Genomic DNA, 19,984 nt, shown 5'->3' on the forward strand with positions numbered 1-19,984 from the left:
GTGTCCTTCGGGCGTTTTCCCTCGATTGACTACGTTTGTTGCGGGAAAGCATCACTTTTCTTTGGTTGTGCTAGACCTTCGTAGCGGTCAAACATCCAGGCTCCCATCTATGTTGCAGCAACATAAAGAGACTGCCTCGATTTACGCATACGTCCTCCTGACGCACGGCCCAAAGCCCAAAGGTTCGATTGAGAACCATCCTGCCGCCCGACAGCAAATCTCCAACCTTCGCGGCGCAGCCTTAGAGTTTGAGAGTTTGGCCGATCTTCGCATCGCCTACGACTATGCACGAAGCTTCTCAAAGCTGGCCGATCTCCCCAACTTTCTGAAGCTCCTAAAGGCCTTCAAGAAGCACAACGGGACAGTCCTTATCGACGACTTCCGACGCTTGTTTGCGAACCACTCTGGCGACGACAGAGCCGCACTATTGGATGAGTTGCTGGACTTCAAAGAGAACATCCGTGACCTGAAGACGTCCAAACTCTTGGGTGAGCTTTCGCAGACGCAAGTAACATTGATTTGCGCCGCAGAAAGCCCGGTCAAGTTTGCCCGAACACCGGCTCCGCGTGCGCCCAGAGCAAAAGACGAGCGTCAGTTGCAAACTCAAAAGGCCGTTGACGCATCCAGGAAAGTCCGGAGCTCAGCAGCCGATGCTAAAGCCAGAGAACTTGCTGAGCTGCGAGATCGTTTGGCAGCGACGTCCAATGAGGTTTCCAACCGGCAACTTGCTGATGCTGCAAACGCGGAAGGACTGCGAACCACCCGCGGCAAGCTTTGGAAACCAGCTGGTGTCAACCGAATGCTCAAGCGTTTGGGAGGATAGGAAACAGAGCCACGACGCGTGTGTTCAGCTGGCAAAGGTGATCACAAAGATAAGGGCCGAGGGTGGATCAGTATAAGGGTCAGCTTGTCGGTTTCGATGTTTATCCAAAGAACGACCGTTTAGCCGTTGCAACCTTACATTTGCGAGTTGAGACTGCGCCGACCGAACAGACGATACCTCGTTACATTTTAGTAGCGAGAGCCGACATCCCTTGTTAACCCCGTCATTTCCCCTGATCACCCCCGGCGCGAATAGTCGGTTTGAGATCCCTAAGCCGTTGATGAGTACTTGATGTGAAAGAATTCTCACTTCATACTGGGCATAGCAGCGGACAGCGGGGCTTCCCTCGGTAACACGGCGGTCGCCGCTGCATGTGAGCCCATGTTGGCCGGAACACCACGATAATGCACACCCGCATGAAGAACAAAGGGCTCTGACTGTGAGAGCCCTTTTCAAATTAAGATAGTTCGAATTGGGAACCAAGAAGCAATCTCCCCCTAGCTGTGTCCTCAACGAATTTCTCAAATGCGGGACGAAACCGCCGTATACTGAACCCGCAACCTGGGCAGGTCCAAATTTCAAAAACGCGCAGCGACCGGACTTTGAAAAGGTTCGTGAACGGCCCTAAGCTGCCGTTGACCGAGCTACTGCTTCGCTGCTTTGCAGTGCGCCAATCCGGACTTTCGCGGCCTACGCATGTAGGTGCCATGATCGACATTCCATAGTGCGGAGAAAGCGTTCTTTGTCGCAAGGCAAAGCAAAGACCGTTCTCGGCTCTTCAACGTTATTTGGCCCTAACACAGCCTTGGGATTGGGTGACTTGGTTGTGAGATCGCGGTGGGTTTTCTTTCTCTGCGACTTCCGGAGACGGCACCTTTTTTAAAAAGCGTCTTAACCGGAATCTAAAACTACAAACCCAATCAGCCATTTGGTGAATACCAAATTGGTGACGTATACGCCCGCTCTTGACCAATCAAAGTCGCATCCTCGGGGATTTCAGCACCAAGGCGAACCTTGTCATAAACAACCCAGCGCGGCGTCGGAATTTCGATAACGCGTGCGTAGTAGAAAGCGTGCTCTGCTGCGTCGAAATCCGGGTCTGTCCAGATTGTGGCCAGTTCCGAAGCGCCGATAGAGTTTTCATAGTTGGCAGCCTCTAAATCGACCGTGTTCCCAACCGCTGGAAGCCTGCCGTCAGCCTCGGGGTCTCGGTCATCTGACCAAGCGACGTCATAGACTTTCTCTGACAGGGTGCCACTGCTATCCATCCAGCCTTTGACAACTTGAATGCGGTCGAGATTTGCTCCAATTGGATCGCGCAATGCGTAAACCATAAACGTTGGTGCATCTGTAGTCGCCGGACGCAAATCCGCCCCCATTGGCACGCCCTTTTCGTACCCGACAAAGGCGGGTGCGCGCGACCGGAGGTCATTTTCGTTGAACTCCCAACCACCAAAGAACCGCACAGTCATTCGCGGGCCGGTCGTTGCGTAGACTTCCCGGCGGACCATCGCATCCCACAGGCTGGCCCGGGTGTTTTCTTCGGCCCAAACGCCAGTATAGCCCGAAGCGACCAGCGACCACCCCGGGAAGACACCGTTTTCAGTTTCCGTGAATGGATGGGACATCCGCGTCTTTGACGGCTCGGCATTGCTGGCCTTGCCAAAATAATTGTCACTGTCGGCTGTCGACAGAGATGTGTGACTGTCCGTCGCCCCGGAGAACCCGAATTTGTAAGGGTTCACTCCAGTGCGGGCCTCAATCGCAAAGCCCTGCTTTAACGCCTCCCGTGCATATTCGCCGGCAAGCATTTCGAGGGTTTTGGCTTCCGACAGATCCAGGTTACCGGCATCCCATGTTTCATATTCGGCAAACTCGTCATCAGGACTGAGCGCAGGATGCGCCTCTCCATCGCCTTTGATTTGGGTAATTTCGTAAAGCGGCTCCCATCTGGCGCGCTCCATTGCATAGGCCTCATCCACAGGCTCACCATTGTACCTTGTGTCAGACGGGAACATGATGCCGTTGGACAGGTTGCCGTTGTGAGACAGCGCGAAAACCTGCCCGCCAGTTTGGGCCTCGTAGCCCTCCAACCATTTGTACAATTCGCGCGGATCGGGTGAGCCAAAAGGCGGTTGCGTGACCATGGGCTGCACTTGCTTAACCCGGTCGCTGTTGTCACGAAAAATGACATTGCGGTGCATGTTGTTGCCCCGGATCAGAGACGTCCATTCAAAGCCGTGAAAGGCTGTGAAGTCACCAGGATCATTAAAGGATTCAACCGTATCCACCATGCTGTCCCACACAGATGCGTAGATCGGTGCGCCGGGTGAATAGTCTGCCAATAAATCCGGATCCATTTTGCCTTGTGAGAAGGTTGTAATCAGATCTAACGCGGCATCGATGGAGGCTTGGCCACCTTCCTGAAGCCCCTTTGACCAGCGCGCGCCCTGTTCCGACTTCATGACGTTTGGCGCGCCTTTTGCGACGTCCGTGATCATGCCCATGCCGTCCGAGTGTTCCGTGGTCACGATCCAATCAAGCGGGCGCGCCAGTTTGACCGGATGACCAGTTGCTGACACAACCTCTTCGCCGCGCGCAAAGCGCAGCATAACGTCAAGCCCAGTCGTATTGCCAAAGAGGCCGGCATCCATCGACAGGCCAGTGTGAATGTGCGTATCACCCCAAAAAACCTGCGACGGAAAGCTGCGCTGCGCATTGGGCGAATAGGCTTTGCCGGGGTAAAGGCTTTCAAGCGAGCCTTCTGAAGGGATGAACTGCGCATTTACCTCGACTGAAACAAAACACATGGCGGTTAGCGCCATCAGAATTGAGCACTTACTCATAGAAGAATCCCCAATAAATTTGCGTAGAAAGTAGTCGCCCGGGCGAAGGGTTCAAGAATACAGCTATTCTTTGAATTATAGGGTAGCGTCCTAAGTCAGCCAAGTCCTTGAATTTCTTCTTTCTGGGACCGTAGAACTTGGTGAGCGGCTCAGCATTAGGAGTTTTTCTGGCAAGGCTTGAATGGCCGCTTTGACTGTCTGACGCGGAATTTTCGCAGCCGCGGCGAATTTCCACTCTCCGCCCGAAGTGCTGGCATGTCTTGACCGCTTTGGGCTGCGCGCCGCCTGATGCGGTTGCAGCAACTGGGTTGCGGTATGACGCCTTAAAAGGGCTCAGTCCAGACCTTCGCTTCACGAGGCTTAGGCGACCGCAATGGATCGACGCAGTCAACCGTGTGGGAAAGGCTCTTTCGCGCAACTCCCGAGCTACTCAGCCAACCACCTGACAGGAAGTCCTAGCCAGTCTGGATCAAGCATATAGGGCATTGCCTAACCAATTCCGCTGGCCGGTTGCCTATCCTTATACAGGCGTGCCTATCTAGGACTACTCACTCTTCGATACGTCTCGGCATCGACTTTGCACACGAAGTCGTCGGCGCACTTTTGGGCCAACCGTAATCAACATGCCAGCAGAGAGCATCAATGACAAAACACAGCTTCGACGCAGAAACTGCCCTCGCTTATCTCGCGTTAGAATATCCGTCTTGCCCTGAAGACCAAATTCCGATCCTCGTTCAGAAGCTGACCGCTCGTGAGTGGGAAAACGCGCCACTGCCCAAGGCTGCGGGCATCGTTGTCACGAACCACATCCGCCACAATCTGACGCCCTATGAAACTCTTTTGAAGCGATAAAAACTGAGCCGCAGACAAGCGCGACTGTGGGTTTCCGAAGATGTGAACACAATGACCGCCGCATGGCGTCAAGGCGCGCCCATACCGCCGCTGAGAGCGCGCAGGAAGCGCGGTAAACGTAATTCTGCTCCTATCTAAGCACACACTCCCAATTCGCTTCTAAGCGCACCTCAGCGCCCCTATGGCGCGTAATCGGACGAGCCTCAGACCAAAGGCAAACGCCGAACCAGGACTTGTTTCTGCGCTCTATCACATCTCATCGAAACGACTTCACGAGGTGAAAGAGAATGACCGCCAGCCCGACAGCAAAGATACTTGCCAACGCGATTGATGCATCAGAGTTGACACAAAGGGAAATTGCCGACCGGATCGGCATGAGGAACCCCAATGTCATCAGCATGATGAAGCAAGGAATCACGAGAGTCCCATTGAACCGGATTCCCGCACTTTCCGAAACACTGGAGATTAACGCACAGACATTCCTAATGACCGCCATCGAGGAATACCACCCCGGAACCCACGAGGTTCTGGTGGATGTTCTCGGATTGCCACTCAGCGACACTGAGATGAGGTTGCTTGGCCTTCTCCGAACGACCGAGGCAAGCGGCATAGTTGACGCAATTGGTCCGCTTTGGAGGTATCTGGAAACCTTACTGGAGGTGGCTTCAACAAACTCAAAGGCTGATTGAAGATTGGAGGGCTCCGGTCAATACGCGAGCAGCGCGGCTGTGGCGAAGCCACAGTATGTGCGTGCTCGCCTTATTACTAGTTACCCGCTATCAAGCTACTGAGCTACTTAATGTTACTTAGTTATGTTGTAAAGCTCCGGACGGCGAAGGCGTAACACATTGTTGCAAAAGTAGAAATCTTGCTTTCAAGCATCGCACTGGGTTCGTACTGCCGCAGTAAAAGCATCGTAGCATCATACTAAGCCGCTGTTTTTTCGAAACCTTTCCTAGGCTTCTTTTTAGTGGCCATGAAATCTCGCAAGATCGTATCACAACGTTTCTTGACGCCAGATATGGTGGTTGGAGCGACAGCTCCCCCTTCGATCAACTCTGACCATTCAGAAGCAGAGCCTCCGGCATAACCAGCACACTTCGCAGCAAGCCAACGCTTCGGCCAAACGACCTCATTGCCCCTCCAAGCTGATGTAGTCGGCTGCTTGGCGCGGATGCCTTGCCTAAGGATGTCCATCTGCTGACGGCGATCCCGCCACCAATATCGGACTTTCTGGCTCTGAATAGCCCTAAGTTGCATCTGAGCAATCAAGGGCAGCTCCAATATGTCCGCCGCTTTGTTGTCTGCGCTTCCGGCCGTGCCTGCGAAAAGAGAAGCCAATTCGAAATCAAGGTTTGGACCAAAAATACCGACCCAACGAGGTGGCAAATGGTGAGCAAAATCATCTTTGAAACCGCACTGACAATTCAACCATTCGAGATCCAGGACTTGGTGGTCGTTGCTAATCAGATTTTGATCATGTGACCTGTTGACCTTGTGTTTGCCGCCGCTCAAGGATGGCCTGAAACGCGGGGCAATGTGGCCGCGCCTGTTCAACGCGCGATTTAAAGCGATGTACTTGCCGCGGATATCATCATAGCTATTCAAGCTGTTGGCCGCCATCTGTTGTGCGACCAGTGCTTCAAGCAATCGAACGAGCTCTTTCGGATCGGCTTTATCAACCGTGCTATTTGGCAGCTGCTTGTCCGAGAACCGATAGTTTTCTCCAAAAGATGTCGTAAGATGTGGGGTGCCTGTCTCTTCAGTCATTATTGTTCCATTCACTCATTAGGTTAAGCAAACCAAGCTTGCTTGCCGCTCATCAGGAGCAATCAGTTTGGTGCGCCATAGGTTTCTGTTCGGAAGTTACGGACCCAGCCTTGAGGCTGAGCGGCCGATTGACCCGATCCTGCTTTTATGTGGTCGCCGCCAACTCCAGGAGCACTTCGGCCAGATATTGGAGATCGATTGGATCAAACTCGAACACCTGCTCGAAACTTTCTTCTTCAAGTCTCCGATCGGTTCTAAGCACACAACGGTATTGGACAGATCTATAGTCACGAGTGGGAGTGCCGATGGTCTGCAAGGATATCTTGCCCCCTACGCAAAGATGGAAAGACACCTCTTTGCATTCAAATCGCGCAGACGCTTCCCCTATAAACTCCGCGAATGGCCTGATTTCATCTGCCATCACGTCAATGAGTTCTATAGGCTCAAGATCCGAGAATTTGATCATGGCTGAAAGAAGGCAACCGGGATCACTGTTAGCTTCCAGCCTCACGCGGATTTTGCGCGGCTCTCGCCCTTTGGTTCGGTCAATGGCGGTTGCAATATGTGTTATCATTTAACCTTTCTCCTAGTATTAAGACGCACGTCACCATCGACGGCGGCAATGAAAAGCCACCGAGCTGGAAGCCCTTGGGCTTCAGTCCGGATCAATTTGTTAAAGACCGGTCGCCAAACGCGCTCACGACAGTTGCGTTTGGGGCAGCCGCATTCTTAGATTCTCAGTCCGTGTTCAGTCTGAAAGTAGTCTTTCAATGGTGCTGACGTAGGCGGTTGGGTCTAGGCCAATGACAGAGGCGACTTTCTCCGCTTCACCCGGTTTTTCAACATCTGAACGCACCCATCGGCTAAATCTCTCAGGCTCCCAGCCAAGCCGCTGTGCTGCGGCTTCGGTAGTAGTGCTATTGCACCAAGCGAACACTCCGGCAAACGCAGCCGCCTTTTCTAAGCTACTCAACCTCTCGAGGTGCTTGTTGGCCCAATTTTGAGATATCCCACCTGGCTGAAAACCTCTTCGAGCAGCAAGCCACTCAAGGGAGTCCAGCGGATCGCCCATGACAAGATCCGATCGCTCTGCACTGCTTCCAATGACATACGATTTGATAGCCTTGTTCCCCTTCGGGCCAAAGTGGTTGCGAACTGATCGGAGGTTCATTTGCCCCAGTGCTGCTACATCAGCAGGAGTAAATCCGACTCCGATAACCGAGCTGCTATCCGTGACAAGCTCTTGAACCATTTCCGCCAGATCAAGTTTCGCTCTATATTGAGCCAACAATACTTGCAGAGCTCCTTCGGGATCCTGAAATAGGTAAGGCGCGTCATAGGCGCCAACGGAGTCACGGGGGATCGCGCGAATAAAGTAGTTTAAGTACTGCTCCGTCAAGAGGCGATTGTCACTTACATCGACGTCATTGAGACGCTGATCTGGCAACACCAAGCGATGCGCTTTTTTGGCAACCTGGAAAAACTCAGTATTCTCGACATCAAAAGAATTCAGTGTGTCCCTGTCATCAAGATTGTCCGCCAAAAGATAGCCTGGAGCTTCATCGATGCCGAGAACTGCCTTTGCCGCCGCCTCTCCACGCCCATCGGCGCCAGTAATTTGCCACACTAGATCTGCAACCATTGCAAATCCGATGCGTATGTCCTGCTCAACTTGATGCCACGCCGGTGTTTTCATGAATCAATCTCCAAACCCACTAAGTGATAGATATCGCATCACTTAGTGGGATGCAAGATAGATGATATGATTTATATCATTTTTGCAAGCCATAGAACTGCACTCTACGCGAAATCAACCAACGCGAGCAAAAAGCGTCAGCGGCAAAACTAAAGGGCACGCGTGACCGAACGCACAAAGTGTCTAAAGAGTGGGTACTGTAAGAGAACCAATCTGCGTCTTATTGATCTGCTTCAGCAACTTTGGAGATAGAAATGGCCAACATCGTGACGCTGAAAACCCTGTGCGAAATATTAAAGATTGATCCACGCGAAGCTCGAGAACGCCTGCGAGCTGCCGTCAGTGATGCTAAGGCAAACCCGGAACTGGCAAAGGCACGCAAGCCGCGCACTCCGTGGCAGTGGGTCAAGGGTTCAGCGATAAAAAAGAAGCGCGCAAAGCTCTTGGCTCTATGAAGTAACTGACATCTTGCACAACATGTAGTATATGCGCATTGTCAGATCAAAATTGATCAACCTTCGCAGGTACTACTTGTCTGATTTTCAATTGAATGAAATTTACACTCCTCCGAACGGCTTGCCCGCCGTGGATGTCGTTTTTATGCATGGTTTGGGTGATGCTTTCGAAAGCTGTTGGCAAAATCCATCAGGAGATTCCGGCGATGTATGGCCAGTTTGGTTGGCAGAGGCTTTTCCGGGAATCTCGATTTGGGGTTTGGACTACCCAACATCTAAATATAGCGCGCTTCTGAATAGTCCCGACCTTTCTCTCCTTACCGTAGCCGCGAGTCTTTCCGAGCTATTGCGTGCGAAAAAGATTGGCAGAAGCCCAATGGTTCTTGTTTGCCATAGCCTCGGTGGAGTGATCGCCAAGGCTATGCTGCGCGTTTGCGAAAGCTCAACCACGCCTACAAAGAACGCAATTTTCGACAACTGCAAAGGCGTGGTCTTCATAGCGAGTCCTCACAGCGGATCGCCGTTGGCTTCAATCTTGTCATTGATTCCCGGTGTTGCGTCAAAACAGACCACGGAGCTTAAGAAAGCCGGAGCCGTTTTGATGGACTTGAACACTTGGTACAAGAACAAAGCGCCGGGTTCCGGAATAAGATCCTGCGCATTTTATGAAACCGTGAATACAAACGGTACGATGGTGGTCGACGCTGGCTCTGCAAATCCGGGCGTACCTGACTGTGACCCCATCCCGGTTGACGCAAACCATCGAGACATCTGCAAGTTTAGCCAGAAGGACGAATTTGGCTACGTGTGTATCCAAAATTTCCTTGAGGAGCTGTTTGATTCTGAGGGTTTGGACGTAGATGACCATGTCTCTGTTGATGACCTCGAGTACTATATCAGTACGGTTAAGGGTGATCGACTTTCACTAGCTGAGAAGCTCGAAAAAGGAGGCAAGAGTGAACAGGAAATTGACGACGCCGAGGCAGAGAAGGAACGAATCCATAAGATGGTAAGGCGAAATGCCATTTCCGGCAGCGCACGCCAAAAATATCGGCAATTTCTAAGCGAAGTTCTTACGCTTTTTCGGGTTCATATTGCGCCCCTTATCCGTTCAGGTGCAGACGAAGTCATGGTGAATACAGCCATTCATTCGAAGCTTTTAACACCACTCAGCGAAAAGCAGGCATCGAATGACCTATTCAATATCGCGGACATCCACAGCGCAATCTACTATTTGACAGGCAACTGTCATATAAGCTGGACGAAGCCAAATGATTAGAATTTGGCACCCAATGAGAGACCCTCATCATTGTAGTTTCAGGATGATGGCGTTGCGTTTGGCGACAACAAGGCAATTGTCTGTTCCAAGAGCATCCCTTCTCGATACTTTCTTACTTTTCCCGGAGTATTTGCACGAGCTTCAATACCAAGGGTTTGGTTCACTTCGGTCATCGCTACGAGACCTTGGCATTCCCAAACCGAGCGACAGTTTTGTCAGCCTTCCAGATATCCGGACAGTGTTTCGCGAATTGCAAGTCTTCCAAAAAGCAGCGCTACGCCAATTGGTGGCAAAGAACATACTGTCAGCCGAGGCGTTTAAGGAGGGGAACCTCACGCTGTCTTCAAGAGGTATTCCAGGCGAGTTGAATCAGGTTTTGCAAGCGTTTGTGACTGAAAACTCGCGCCAGCTCTCTTTTGTCACTGACGGGCTGAGCGCAATACCATTGGATGGACCAACCGGTTTGCTCCGGCGAGCAAATTTGGAGTTGGGAGGAAGGTTTAGGTAATGTCGTCCATTCTCAAACTCAATCGCCTGATTGTAATGAAAGCTGGTCAGCGAGCCTTTGATCAGAAGTTTCACGCTGGCTTGAACATCATTCACGGGTCTAACGGATCGGGAAAATCGTCAATACTAGATTTCATTTTCTTTGCCTTGGGAGGAAACCTAACCAAGTGGAAGCCCGTTGCCCAAAGGTGTGATACTGTCTTTGCTGAGGTTTCAGCCAACGGAACCAAACTCTCCCTTCGAAGAGACGTATCAACCGACAGCAATCGGCCCATGTTCATCTATTTCGGAGGTTTGCAGGACGGTCTTGAAGCCGCGGCGGACGGTTGGCAGAGGTATCCTTACACACGGAACGATCACTCCAAAACATTTAGTCAGGTTTTGTTTAGAGCCCTTGGTCTTCCGGAGATACCAGGAGATGAGGGTTCAAACATTACGATGCATCAAATTCTAAGACTGATGTACGTAGATCAGACCACGCCATTCCAACGCATTTTCCGAAGCGAAGACTTTGATCCCCGAGACACTAGGGAAGCTGTATCCGAACTGCTTTGCGGGATCGGCAACAACCAGCTCTACTCGAAGCGTATTGCTTTGCGAGAGAACCGAAAGATAGAAAGTGACCTCAACACGAAGCTCACAAATTTGTTGAGGGCCACTGCAAATCTGGGCGAAAACTTTAATGAGGGTGCGTTTGAAACCGAAAGGAGCAATCTGTCACAGCGAAGAGCGATGCTTCAAAAGGAGATTGAAGATCTCCACGGCGCAGACATAGACAGTTCTCAAATAGCAAAATCGGCTGAGAGCGAGCGTCGAAAGCTCTATGACAAAATAACCAAAGAGCGTGATAGGTTAGTGGGCATTGAGCGTGAAATTGCGTCATTGGATTTCGAGATCTCTGATAGTGACCAGTTTGTTAAACACCTTGAGCAGCTCCTGAAAGAGTTCGACAGAACCGCAGCAACATACATGGCGATTGGAGAAGTTCCCTTTGAGCTTTGTCCGGCATGCCTACAGCCGCTGACCGATACGTCTGACCACCAATGCCACCTATGCAAAGAAGAGCTTCCAAAAGAGGATAAAGACACAAAGCTCTTTGAACTCCGAATGGACATCGAAGGGCAAATCTCTGAGAGCTTGCGCCTACAAGAAAAGCGTATGGACAAGCTAAGCACCCTTAAGAAGGAAGCTACGCGCCTTAAGACAAGTATGTCGCGCCAGATGAAGCAATTCGACGAAGTCAGAAATGCTTCCGTCGATGGGCGAACCGCCCTGATTTCAGATAAAAGCCGCGAAATCGGAAAGATAGATTCCCGATTGGACGAGCTGAGCAAGCTGTCCAACCTTAGGCAGCAAATCAATGAGGTCAAAGAAGCAAAAGAGAACGCCTCTAGCGCGGTGGAAAGGCTAAGGAACGAAATTGAGGCATTGGAGCTGGCTCGGGACAAGCGCCGGCGGCAGGTGAAGACCCGCATCTCTGAGCAGACAAAGCGTGTTCTCGAGATGGACCTCGAAGAACACAATGATTTTGAAGAGCTTGAAAAGTTTGACTTCAGTTTTGAAGACGACTGGTTCGCGATCAACGGTGATCCAAACATCACGACAAGTGCTAGTGGTATGGTTGTGGTTAAAAACAGTCTTTTCATCGGTTTGCTCCTGTCTTCACTACAGGATTTGCAAATGAGATACCCGAGAATGCTCTTGCTCGACAACGTGGAGGACAAGGGTATGGTAGGTGACCGGGTCAGGAACTTCCAAAAGGTGATTGCTGATCTCATGGATGAAGAAAGCGAACCGCATCAGATCATTTTGACGACCTCGACGCTAAATCCTGAACTAGAGCGCCAAGACTACATCGTTGGGCCTGAATACACCAAAGAGAATCGAACTCTCAATATTCAGACAAGCGCTTCTCGGTCTTAGACTGCGGCACCCGCAGCATTCTTTCTCTTAATTTGGACTTGACCGACGCTCAGTCATGGAAATCTCGGAGCGCAATTTCGGATAAGATCAACAACTTTGTCGCCAACGCACCCATACGGCACCCAGCTCAGTTATGGTAAGAGCCGCACACACTGAAATGGCTATCAAGGTGTTGCTGCTATTAGGTTTAAATGGTGCCCGGGGGCGGAATCGAACCACCGACACGAGGATTTTCAATCCACTGCTCTACCCCTGAGCTACCCGGGCACGGGAAGGCGTCTCGCCTTGGGTGCAGGCCTTCTATGTCAGCCAATCGGGGCTGTCCAGAGGAAAAAGACAAAAAAGTCAGTGCAAACGCGAAGTTTGTTTTTCCATCTCTTCGAGCGCCTCAATCGCCTCCTCAGGATCCTGAGACGGCACCGCATAATCGCCGCCAAACCACTTGCCCAGATCGATGTCTGCGCAGCGTTTGGAACAGAACGGGCGATAGGTTTGTACCGTGTCTTTTTTACAGATCGGACAGCTCATTTCAGCACCTCTGACAAAGCCGCACGCGCGTTTTTGCGCTGCAACTCATAGTGCCCCAGCGGGGTCCAGCCCACCAGCGTGGTGTCGATGGTGTCGCGCTTAAACGCCGCCCGCAGCGCACTCTCAAAACCACGACGGTCCTTCTTGGGCATCGGCGCCAGGTCGAGCACAATCTGCCCGCCAAGCCCGCGCACGCGCAGGGCACGTGGCAGGGCTTTGGCCATCGCAAAGTTGGCTTTGGTGCCCGCGGCCGGCGAGGTGTCTTTGCCAGTGTTCACGTCCACCGCCACAAGTGCGCGGGTAGGTTCAACATACATGTCGGCACCGCCACCCAAAGACACGCGCGCGCCCTGCGCGTCTTCCAGCGCATCCAGCACGCCGTGGGTGTCAAAGCTGCCCGCTTCGGTAACCACTTCGGCGGGCTCCGACCAGTCGCGCCACGCGGATACGTGGGGACCATCACCGTCAATCAGCTTCTCGGCCGGCCCTTCGGCATCCCCCATAACCTGCTCTGCAAGATCGAGCATGGCAGCGATGTCTTCGGCCACATCGGCATCTTCGGCCTCAGCACAAGCGGAGCGCAGAATGATGCCCGCCTCCGGCGCTTCGGCCACTTCATGCGCCACGCCCAACAATGCATCGCGACGATCGTCGTCGCGAATCGAGCGGCTGACATTCACCCCAGGCGAGCCAGGTGTCACAATCGCATAACGGCTTTTGAACAGCACTTTATGGGTCACAGGAATCGCCTTGCCCGGCTCCGCCAAGCCGGTCACCTGCACCAAGAGCACGTCGCCTGGCGCCATGCCTTTGACTTGACGCAGAAACGCCATGCCGTCCGGGGTTTTGAGGAACATGCCGCCCTGCCCTTTCACAGGCCGGTCCGCCACTGCGCGATAGATCGTGCCCGGACGCGGGGCGTCCAAACTGTCAATCAACAGGTCATCAAGCTGACCGTCCACCATCAAAGCCGCGGCTTCGCGCCCCTCGATGTGGTCCAAAATGATCTGACGTCCCTTCATGTGCGCTCCTTGTAAAGCGGGTAGCCGGCGGCTTGCAGCAGGCCAGCGGTTTCGGCCACGGGCAGGCCAACAATGCCGGTAAACGAGCCGGAAATCCACGGAATGAAGGCCCCGGCTGGGCCTTGGATGGCATAGCCGCCGGCCTTACCCTGCCAATCGTTGGTGGCGAGGTAGGCGTTCAGCTCTTCATTAGACAGCCGCTTCATCTTCACAGCGCTGACCACGTCGCGCTCAAACAACTGATCGCCTTTGCGCACCGCCACGGCGGTGATCACCCGGTGACGACGGCCAGAAAGCGCCATCAGAAACTCCGCAGCCTCGGCGGCGTCCTGCGGCTTGCCCATGACGCGACGGCCCAGCGCCACAGTGGTATCGGCGCACAAAACGACATCCTCAGGCGCTGCCTGCACCGCCAGCACTTTCTCCCGCGCGATCCGCACACAATAGGGGCGCGGCAACTCATTTTTGTGAGGGTCTTCGTTGATATCAGGGGGGCAAATGGCGTCTGCGACCACCCCGATCTGAGCCAACAATTCTTTGCGGCGCGGACTGCCCGAGCCAAGTATCAACCGCATCCCGGACCTCTTAAATGCGAAAAGGCGGCCCGTTTCGGGGCCGCACATTGGCTTAATGTCAAACGCTTACTTGAAGCGGTAGTTGATCCGACCCTTGGTCAGATCGTAAGGGGTCATCTCGACTTGAACCTTGTCGCCAGCCAGAACACGGATGCGGTTTTTGCGCATCTTTCCTGCCGTATGTGCGATGATCTCATGGCCGTTTTCCAGCTCGACCCGAAACGTCGCATTCGGCAGGAGTTCCTTCACGACACCGGGAAATTCGAGCAGTTCTTCCTTCGCCATGGTCTCTCCTTTGATTAGCACCTGCAGCATTTTGCAGACGTGCGCCTAAATGAGGGCTTTTTCCCTTTTTTTCAAGGGTCAAAACCAAAAGAAGCCGATTTATCCGAAGATACCTCGACATTTCCTCCCATTAGCCACCAGTTCACTGGTGATCTGGCAGACGGCTGAGCCAGCCTCCCGCCTGGGCTTCATACTTGCGCCAACCATCGGCACTGCCCTTGTAGATCTTCTTGCGCACTTGTTCCTGGGACGCGGTGCGCACCACATTTGCACTATCTTGCGGCGCCAGACAGGCCTCCTGCCACTCCAGACCAAGCGCCTGGATTAGGTTGGGAATTTGGGTGTCCGGGTCCCGCACCAAGGCCTCGTAGTCCACGTCAATGATGCGATCAGGGAAGCGTTGGCGCCAGAACGCCATCAGGTCCTGATAGATTTCAAAATAACGGATCAGACTTTCCACATCATTGGTGAAGCCCAGACTGTCGCTGGCATAGAAATGTCGAAAGTTGGACCAACAACAGGCTTTTGGATCGCGATGCACATGTACGATTCGCGCCTTGGGCATTGCCGTCGCGATATGCCCAATCAGACGGAAGTTCTGCGGCATCTTATCGGTGATGAACGCCCCGCTGCCGGTTTGCGTCAAACGCGTCAAATAAGCCTGCCGCAACTGAGTCGCCCGTTTGGCCTCAAGCGGGTCACCCAGCAGATTCATCTGCTTCACCACCTGCGCCAAATAATCCAGCTCGCCCTTTTGAACGACCTGGGAGTGACGACCAATAATGGTTTCGGTCAAGGAGGACCCCGCCCGAGGCATACCCAGGATAAATACTGGCGTGGGATCGTCCTCTGGCTCATCCACATCGAGAACCGGCTGGTTGATAAATTGGCGCTTTAGCCCCTCAATCAACCGGGTTTCAGTGTCGATGTTGAAGCGGGATTCTTTGAACCGCAGAGCGTTGGCCGCCAGCAGATTGCGGTAGGCGTCGGCATACTCCTCGCGTTCTTCGTGAACGGCGACTTTGGCAAAGCCAAACTTGAGCGCATCCGTCGGCGCAGGGTTGCGCTTCAACTGCGCTGCAATACGGTCTTCAAAGTCGGCGATTTGTGAAGGTTTCTGGCTGTTGGCGAAGTTGCAGTAGGCAATGCTGTAGCCAGGCGCGACGTCCATCACCAGCCGCCATTGCGCCAACGCATCCGCCTTGCGACCAAGCGCATTCAGCACCGACGCATGGTTGCTCAACAGGGCCGCATTTTCAGGCCAAAGCGACAGACCGTGCTCCAATAGCTCCAAACCAGTCTCAAGCTGCCCTAGAGCGTACATAAGTTTGGCTGCCCTCAACACCGGACCGACGTCTTCGGGCGCCAACTTGCTGGCAATCGAGTAACATTCCAACGCTAGAACTTGCTGTCCCGACTCCTCAAAGGCCTCCCCGAGATCCATGGCATAGGCCGGCTGATCCGCACCATGTTTGAGCGCATCCCCCAAGATCGCGATCGCATTCTCGACCTCACCCATAGCCAACAATGCGCGTCCCAATCCGTTCAGCGCAGCCGCATGTGTCGGCGTCTTTTTGAGAAAGGCAACAAATAGAGGCACCGCCAACGCGGGGCGCCCTACCTTTGTGAGTCCCAACGGCAACTCAATGGCGGCCTCTTCGTTCTGTGCCAATTGCGCAGCCTTTGTGAGAAAACTCTCCGCGGCATGTGCATCGCCCAGTTGCTGCGCCGAAAACCCAATTAACGCATGCAGTCCAACATGGTCCGGCAGGACCTTGAGCGCCTTTTGCGCGCGAAACATCACCTTACGAAATTCGCCTTTGTCGTAAAGCGATTGAATCCCCCCAAGATCAGAGGCTTTGTTTGTTGAAACGCCTGACAGCTTCTGCCGCATAGTGAGTCCCTTGCTGAAATCTCAGCAAGACTCTCAAAACATGGCAAACAAAAGGTTATCAGCCCGAAATTTCACGCAGAATTCCGCTTAGCCCCACCGCTCACGCAGATAGGCCACAATCTCGTCACGCGCGGTGCGATAGGCCGCCAGCTTGGCCTCGCGCCCGTCCCCGGCCTGCGCCCCACTGGGGTCCGAGACCGGCCAGAACTCCAGCTCCAAATGGTCAAACCGGGTGAGCTCTTCAGCCTTGCTGCGACTCGCCGGGGTCAGCGCCACCACCATGTCAAAGCTCGACAACTCATCGCCCAGCTTTTCCATCTCTTCAAAACTGCGGGTGCGATGCCGGTCCAGCTCCACGCCGATCTCGGAACAGACCGCAATGGCAAAGCCATCAATTTCCAGATCGCTACGGATGCCCGCGGACTGCACATAGACGTCCTGGCCATAAAACTTCTTCATGATGCCCTCGGCCATCGGCGAGCGCACCGCGTTCTGGTCACAACAGAACAATACCGATTGCGGCAAAGGTTGCTTCTGATCCGCGTCCGACACCCGCGTCAGCCCCCGAAATGCAGAACGCAGATCAAGGTGAACAGGCGGCGGGCTGTATCGGTGTCGATCTCTGCCTTGCCTTCCAGACGCTCCTGCAAAACCCGCGCGCCTTCATTGTGAATCCCGCGGCGCGCCATGTCGATGGTCTCGATCTGGCTGGGCGGCAGGTTCTTCACCGCATCAAAATAACTCTCACAAATCGCCCAATAGTCTTTCACCACCTGACGGAACGGCGACAGGCTGAGATGGAACTCGGCCGCCTTTTCGCCACCTTCGGTGGTCACATCAAACACCAGACGCTTTTCGCGGATCGACAGATCCACCGAGAACGGCCCATCCGGCACCATGCGGTCATCGCGTTTGGGCAAGGAGAAGCTGTTCTCTTCCAACAGATCAAAAATCGCCACCTTGCGCTCCTGATCAATCTCCGGCGTGGGAGGTGGCAGGTTGCGGTCATCGATTTGGATGTGGCTGATCCGGGACATGATAGGCTCGTGCGTTTTTGCGATGCAGCATGAGTAGCGCACCGCCCCCCGCTTTGTCCATTGGTTGCCTCTGTCGCAGCCATTGACAGAGCGTGCCCGCTGCGCAATCCAACTTGAACCCACTTGAAAGGACTTGCGATGTCACAGCCCCTGCCCGCCTTTGACCTCACCGGCCAGAACGCCCTGATCACCGGCAGCACCGACGGGCTGGGCAAAGCGGCGGCGGAACTGCTCGCGCAAGCCGGTGCCCATATCTGGATCAACGGGCGTAATGCAGATCGCTGCGAATCCGTGGCAGACGACCTGCGCGCCACCGGCCACAACGCCACCGCCCTGACTTTTGATGTTGCCGATGACACCGCTGCTCAACAGGCGTTTGAGACGCTCGCCGAGGCTGGTGGCCTCTCTATTCTGGTCAACAACGTCGGCCAACGCGATCGCCGCACGCTACCTGAGTTCACACGCAACGACCTGCAAACGCTTCTAAACGTCGACCTGGTCTCTCCCTTCCGGCTCTCCCAACGCGCCGCAGAGCAGATGCGCCCGAAAGCCTACGGACGGATTGTGAACATCTCTTCCATCGCTGGCCTGATCGCGCAATCCGGTGATGCGGCCTACACCTCCGCCAAGGCAGGGATCAACGGCATGACCAAAGCTATGGCCGCCGAGCTTGGCACCGATGGCATTAACGTCAACGCCGTGGCGCCCGGCTTTTTCAAAACCGCGCCCAATGCCGCCGCGGCACAAGATCCACAACTTGCTGAGAAACTGCAAAACGCCACGGCCCTTAAACGCTGGGGCAATCCCGAAGAGCTCGCCCCGGCCATCCTCTTCCTCGCCAGCCCCGCCGCCAGCTATGTGACCGGACAGGTCTGGGCCGTGGATGGCGGCTACACCAGCCACTATTGAGTGCAGGCCATCAACGGTTCTTCATGACTTTTTGCCTCCGGCGGGGATATTTGGGGCCAAATGAAGTAACACTTCATTAACCATATCGCGGCACGCTACTTAAGCGGTACAGGCGGGGACGCCGATGACCGCGCCAAGTGAAGCGCCCTGGCCCCTGCGGCTAGGGCGTACCTTCAATTGGCCGCCAAATATCCTGGGGAGTCACAGCCTGCTGTGACGGGGCAAAGCCCCTTACTTGTTCAACGCATCCAGACGCGCACGCACACTCAAGCCATGCGCCTCAAGGCTTTCGGAAACCGCCAAGGTCTCCGCCGCCGGACCGATCGCCTTCAAGGCTTCCGGCGTCATCTTCGACAGCGTGGTGCGCTTGATAAAATCCATCACCGACAGGCCAGAGCTAAACCGCGCCGAGCGCGCGGTGGGCAGCACGTGGTTTGGTCCGCCGACGTAATCCCCAATGGCTTCAGGCGTATACTGCCCAAGGAAAATCGCCCCCGCGTGGGTGATCTTTTCAGACAGCGCGTCCGGGTCGGCCACACACAGCTCCAGGTGCTCCGGCGCAATCCGGTTGGACAAAGCCGCCGCCTGATCCAGATCTGCCACAGTGATCACCGCGCCAAAGTCGCGCCAGCTGGCCCCGGCAATCTCGCGCCGCTCCAGCGTTTCCAGACGTTTGTCGACCGCGTCCGCCACCGCTTGCCCAAAGGCAGCATCATCCGTGATCAAGATCGACTGCGCGCTTTCATCGTGCTCCGCCTGGCTCAACAAGTCGAGCGCAATCCAATCCGGATTGTTGTCCTTGTCGGCAATCACCAGAATCTCGCTGGGGCCCGCAATCATATCGATGCCCACCTTGCCAAACACCCGGCGCTTGGCCGCCGCTACAAAGGCATTGCCCGGTCCAGTGATCTTATCCACAGGCGCAATTGTGTCGGTACCATAGGCGAGTGCTGCCACCGCCTGCGCCCCGCCAATGCGATAAACTTCGTCCACGCCCGACAGCCGCGCCGCCAACAACACCAGTGGGTTAGCCACGCCGTCCGGTGTCGGCACGACAATTGCCAAGCGTTCCACGCCCGCCACTTTGGCCGGGATCGCATTCATCAACACCGAGGACGGATAGCTCGCCAATCCCCCCGGCACATAAAGCCCTGCCGCCGACACGGACGTCCAGCGCCAGCCCAGCGTGGCGCCGCTTTCATCGCTCCAGCTTTCATCCCTTGGCATCTGGCGCGCGTGATAAGCCTTCACTCGCTCCGCCGCCAATTCCAGCGCTGCGCGGTCTTCGTCTGTCACCTGCGCACAATAGCTGTCGATCTCTTCCTCAGAAAACCGCAGCGTCTCCGGGGTCAGCTCCAGACGGTCAAACTTCGCCGTCAACTCAATAACCGCCGCGTCCCCGCGATGGCGCACGTCTGCAATGATGTCGGCCACAACGGCGTCCACATCTGGGCTGTCTTCACGCTTTGCCCCCAGAAGGGCGGTGAAGGCGGCTTCAAAATCAGCAGCTTGCGCATCAAGAAAAACGGGCATTTGGTCTCTCCGTAAAGGTCACGCCTTCTTAGACCGCGCCCCTAGGAGGC

At 54.4% G+C, this 19,984-nt stretch carries 20 protein-coding genes and 1 tRNA gene; 8 read left to right on the top strand and 13 right to left on the bottom strand.

From position 1 onward, the window contains the following. Nucleotides 1–109 precede the first annotated feature (109 nt). Nucleotides 110–823 (top strand): hypothetical protein, encoded by a 714-nt coding sequence (locus SIB92_RS12785; protein ID WP_412552411.1) that lies wholly within the window; start codon nt 110–112, stop codon nt 821–823. A gap of 920 nt (nt 824–1,743) precedes the next feature. On the opposite strand, the gene SIB92_RS12790 is transcribed toward SIB92_RS12785, so the two are convergent. Further along, entirely contained in the window at nt 1,744–3,669 is a 1,926-nt protein-coding gene (locus SIB92_RS12790; RefSeq protein WP_412552412.1) for a DUF3604 domain-containing protein, read from the bottom strand. A 642-nt stretch (nt 3,670–4,311) separates the two neighbouring features. Here SIB92_RS12790 and SIB92_RS12795 point away from each other — a divergent pair. Beyond that, on the top strand, nt 4,312–4,521 hold the full coding sequence (locus SIB92_RS12795; RefSeq protein WP_412552413.1) for a hypothetical protein: 210 nt from the start codon (nt 4,312–4,314) through the stop codon (nt 4,519–4,521). Nucleotides 4,522–4,808: 287 nt separating this feature from the next. After that, nucleotides 4,809–5,210, top strand: a complete 402-nt coding sequence (locus SIB92_RS12800) for a hypothetical protein (RefSeq protein WP_412552414.1) — start codon at nt 4,809–4,811, stop codon at nt 5,208–5,210. Between the two features lie 238 nt (nt 5,211–5,448). On the opposite strand, the gene SIB92_RS12805 is transcribed toward SIB92_RS12800, so the two are convergent. The 3 genes from SIB92_RS12805 to SIB92_RS12815 all read right to left on the bottom strand — a co-directional run bounded on the left by SIB92_RS12805 (nt 5,449) and on the right by SIB92_RS12815 (nt 7,987). After that, entirely contained in the window at nt 5,449–6,291 is an 843-nt protein-coding gene (locus tag SIB92_RS12805; protein ID WP_412552415.1) for a hypothetical protein, read from the bottom strand. A gap of 145 nt (nt 6,292–6,436) precedes the next feature. Beyond that, nucleotides 6,437–6,865, bottom strand: a complete 429-nt coding sequence (locus SIB92_RS12810; RefSeq protein ID WP_412552416.1) for a hypothetical protein — start codon at nt 6,863–6,865, stop codon at nt 6,437–6,439. Nucleotides 6,866–7,039: 174 nt separating this feature from the next. After that, nucleotides 7,040–7,987, bottom strand: coding sequence for a hypothetical protein (locus SIB92_RS12815; RefSeq protein WP_412552417.1), 948 nt, complete (start codon nt 7,985–7,987; stop codon nt 7,040–7,042). Between the two features lie 254 nt (nt 7,988–8,241). Here SIB92_RS12815 and SIB92_RS12820 point away from each other — a divergent pair, with 254 nt between their 5' ends. The 4 genes from SIB92_RS12820 (at nt 8,242) to SIB92_RS12835 (ending at nt 12,151) form a co-directional block, all read left to right on the top strand. Then, nucleotides 8,242–8,442 (top strand): hypothetical protein, encoded by a 201-nt coding sequence (locus tag SIB92_RS12820; protein WP_412552418.1) that lies wholly within the window; start codon nt 8,242–8,244, stop codon nt 8,440–8,442. 76 nt (nt 8,443–8,518) lie between these two features. After that, nucleotides 8,519–9,721, top strand: coding sequence for an ABC-three component system protein (locus SIB92_RS12825; protein ID WP_412552419.1), 1,203 nt, complete (start codon nt 8,519–8,521; stop codon nt 9,719–9,721). Beyond that, nucleotides 9,714–10,229: an ABC-three component system middle component 5 gene (locus tag SIB92_RS12830; RefSeq protein WP_412552420.1), complete on the top strand. Its 516-nt coding sequence runs from the start codon at nt 9,714–9,716 to the stop codon at nt 10,227–10,229. The genes SIB92_RS12825 and SIB92_RS12830 overlap by 8 nt, the downstream gene beginning before the upstream one ends. Further along, nucleotides 10,229–12,151 (top strand): hypothetical protein, encoded by a 1,923-nt coding sequence (locus SIB92_RS12835; protein ID WP_412552421.1) that lies wholly within the window; start codon nt 10,229–10,231, stop codon nt 12,149–12,151. The genes SIB92_RS12830 and SIB92_RS12835 overlap by 1 nt, the downstream gene beginning before the upstream one ends. 192 nt (nt 12,152–12,343) lie before the next feature. On the opposite strand, the gene SIB92_RS12840 is transcribed toward SIB92_RS12835, so the two are convergent. From SIB92_RS12840 to SIB92_RS12875, 8 genes are all read right to left on the bottom strand, one after another. Further along, nucleotides 12,344–12,418: transfer RNA gene (locus SIB92_RS12840), tRNA-Phe, on the bottom strand. A 78-nt stretch (nt 12,419–12,496) separates the two neighbouring features. After that, a complete protein-coding gene (locus SIB92_RS12845; protein ID WP_295175875.1) occupies nt 12,497–12,679 on the bottom strand; it encodes a DNA gyrase inhibitor YacG in 183 nt (60 codons plus the stop codon). After that, a complete protein-coding gene (locus SIB92_RS12850; RefSeq protein ID WP_412552422.1) occupies nt 12,676–13,701 on the bottom strand; it encodes a ribonuclease E/G in 1,026 nt (341 codons plus the stop codon). The genes SIB92_RS12845 and SIB92_RS12850 overlap by 4 nt, the downstream gene beginning before the upstream one ends. Continuing rightward, nucleotides 13,698–14,276 carry a Maf family protein gene (locus SIB92_RS12855; RefSeq protein ID WP_412552423.1) on the bottom strand — a complete coding sequence of 193 codons (579 nt, stop codon included), beginning with the start codon at nt 14,274–14,276 and terminating at the stop codon, nt 13,698–13,700. Before SIB92_RS12855 ends, SIB92_RS12850 begins: the two co-directional genes overlap by 4 nt. 66 nt (nt 14,277–14,342) lie before the next feature. Then, complete coding sequence (infA, locus tag SIB92_RS12860) at nt 14,343–14,561, bottom strand: translation initiation factor IF-1 (RefSeq protein WP_007205486.1); 219 nt, start codon at nt 14,559–14,561, stop codon at nt 14,343–14,345. Between the two features lie 142 nt (nt 14,562–14,703). Continuing rightward, complete coding sequence (locus tag SIB92_RS12865; protein WP_412552424.1) at nt 14,704–16,455, bottom strand: tetratricopeptide repeat-containing sulfotransferase family protein; 1,752 nt, start codon at nt 16,453–16,455, stop codon at nt 14,704–14,706. 87 nt (nt 16,456–16,542) lie between these two features. Then, a complete protein-coding gene (locus tag SIB92_RS12870; protein WP_412555839.1) occupies nt 16,543–16,929 on the bottom strand; it encodes a low molecular weight phosphatase family protein in 387 nt (128 codons plus the stop codon). An 83-nt stretch (nt 16,930–17,012) separates the two neighbouring features. Further along, nucleotides 17,013–17,492 carry a UPF0262 family protein gene (locus SIB92_RS12875; protein ID WP_294116795.1) on the bottom strand — a complete coding sequence of 160 codons (480 nt, stop codon included), beginning with the start codon at nt 17,490–17,492 and terminating at the stop codon, nt 17,013–17,015. Between the two features lie 138 nt (nt 17,493–17,630). Between SIB92_RS12875 and SIB92_RS12880 the strand changes: the two genes are divergently transcribed. Further along, complete coding sequence (locus tag SIB92_RS12880) at nt 17,631–18,401, top strand: SDR family oxidoreductase (RefSeq protein WP_412552425.1); 771 nt, start codon at nt 17,631–17,633, stop codon at nt 18,399–18,401. Nucleotides 18,402–18,632: 231 nt separating this feature from the next. On the opposite strand, the gene hisD is transcribed toward SIB92_RS12880, so the two are convergent. Further along, entirely contained in the window at nt 18,633–19,934 is a 1,302-nt protein-coding gene (gene hisD / locus SIB92_RS12885) for a histidinol dehydrogenase (RefSeq protein WP_412552426.1), read from the bottom strand. Nucleotides 19,935–19,984: the final 50 nt, after the last annotated feature.

It is taken from the genome of Shimia sp. MIT1388, from assembly GCF_047124445.1.
Classification (GTDB): domain Bacteria; phylum Pseudomonadota; class Alphaproteobacteria; order Rhodobacterales; family Rhodobacteraceae; genus Shimia.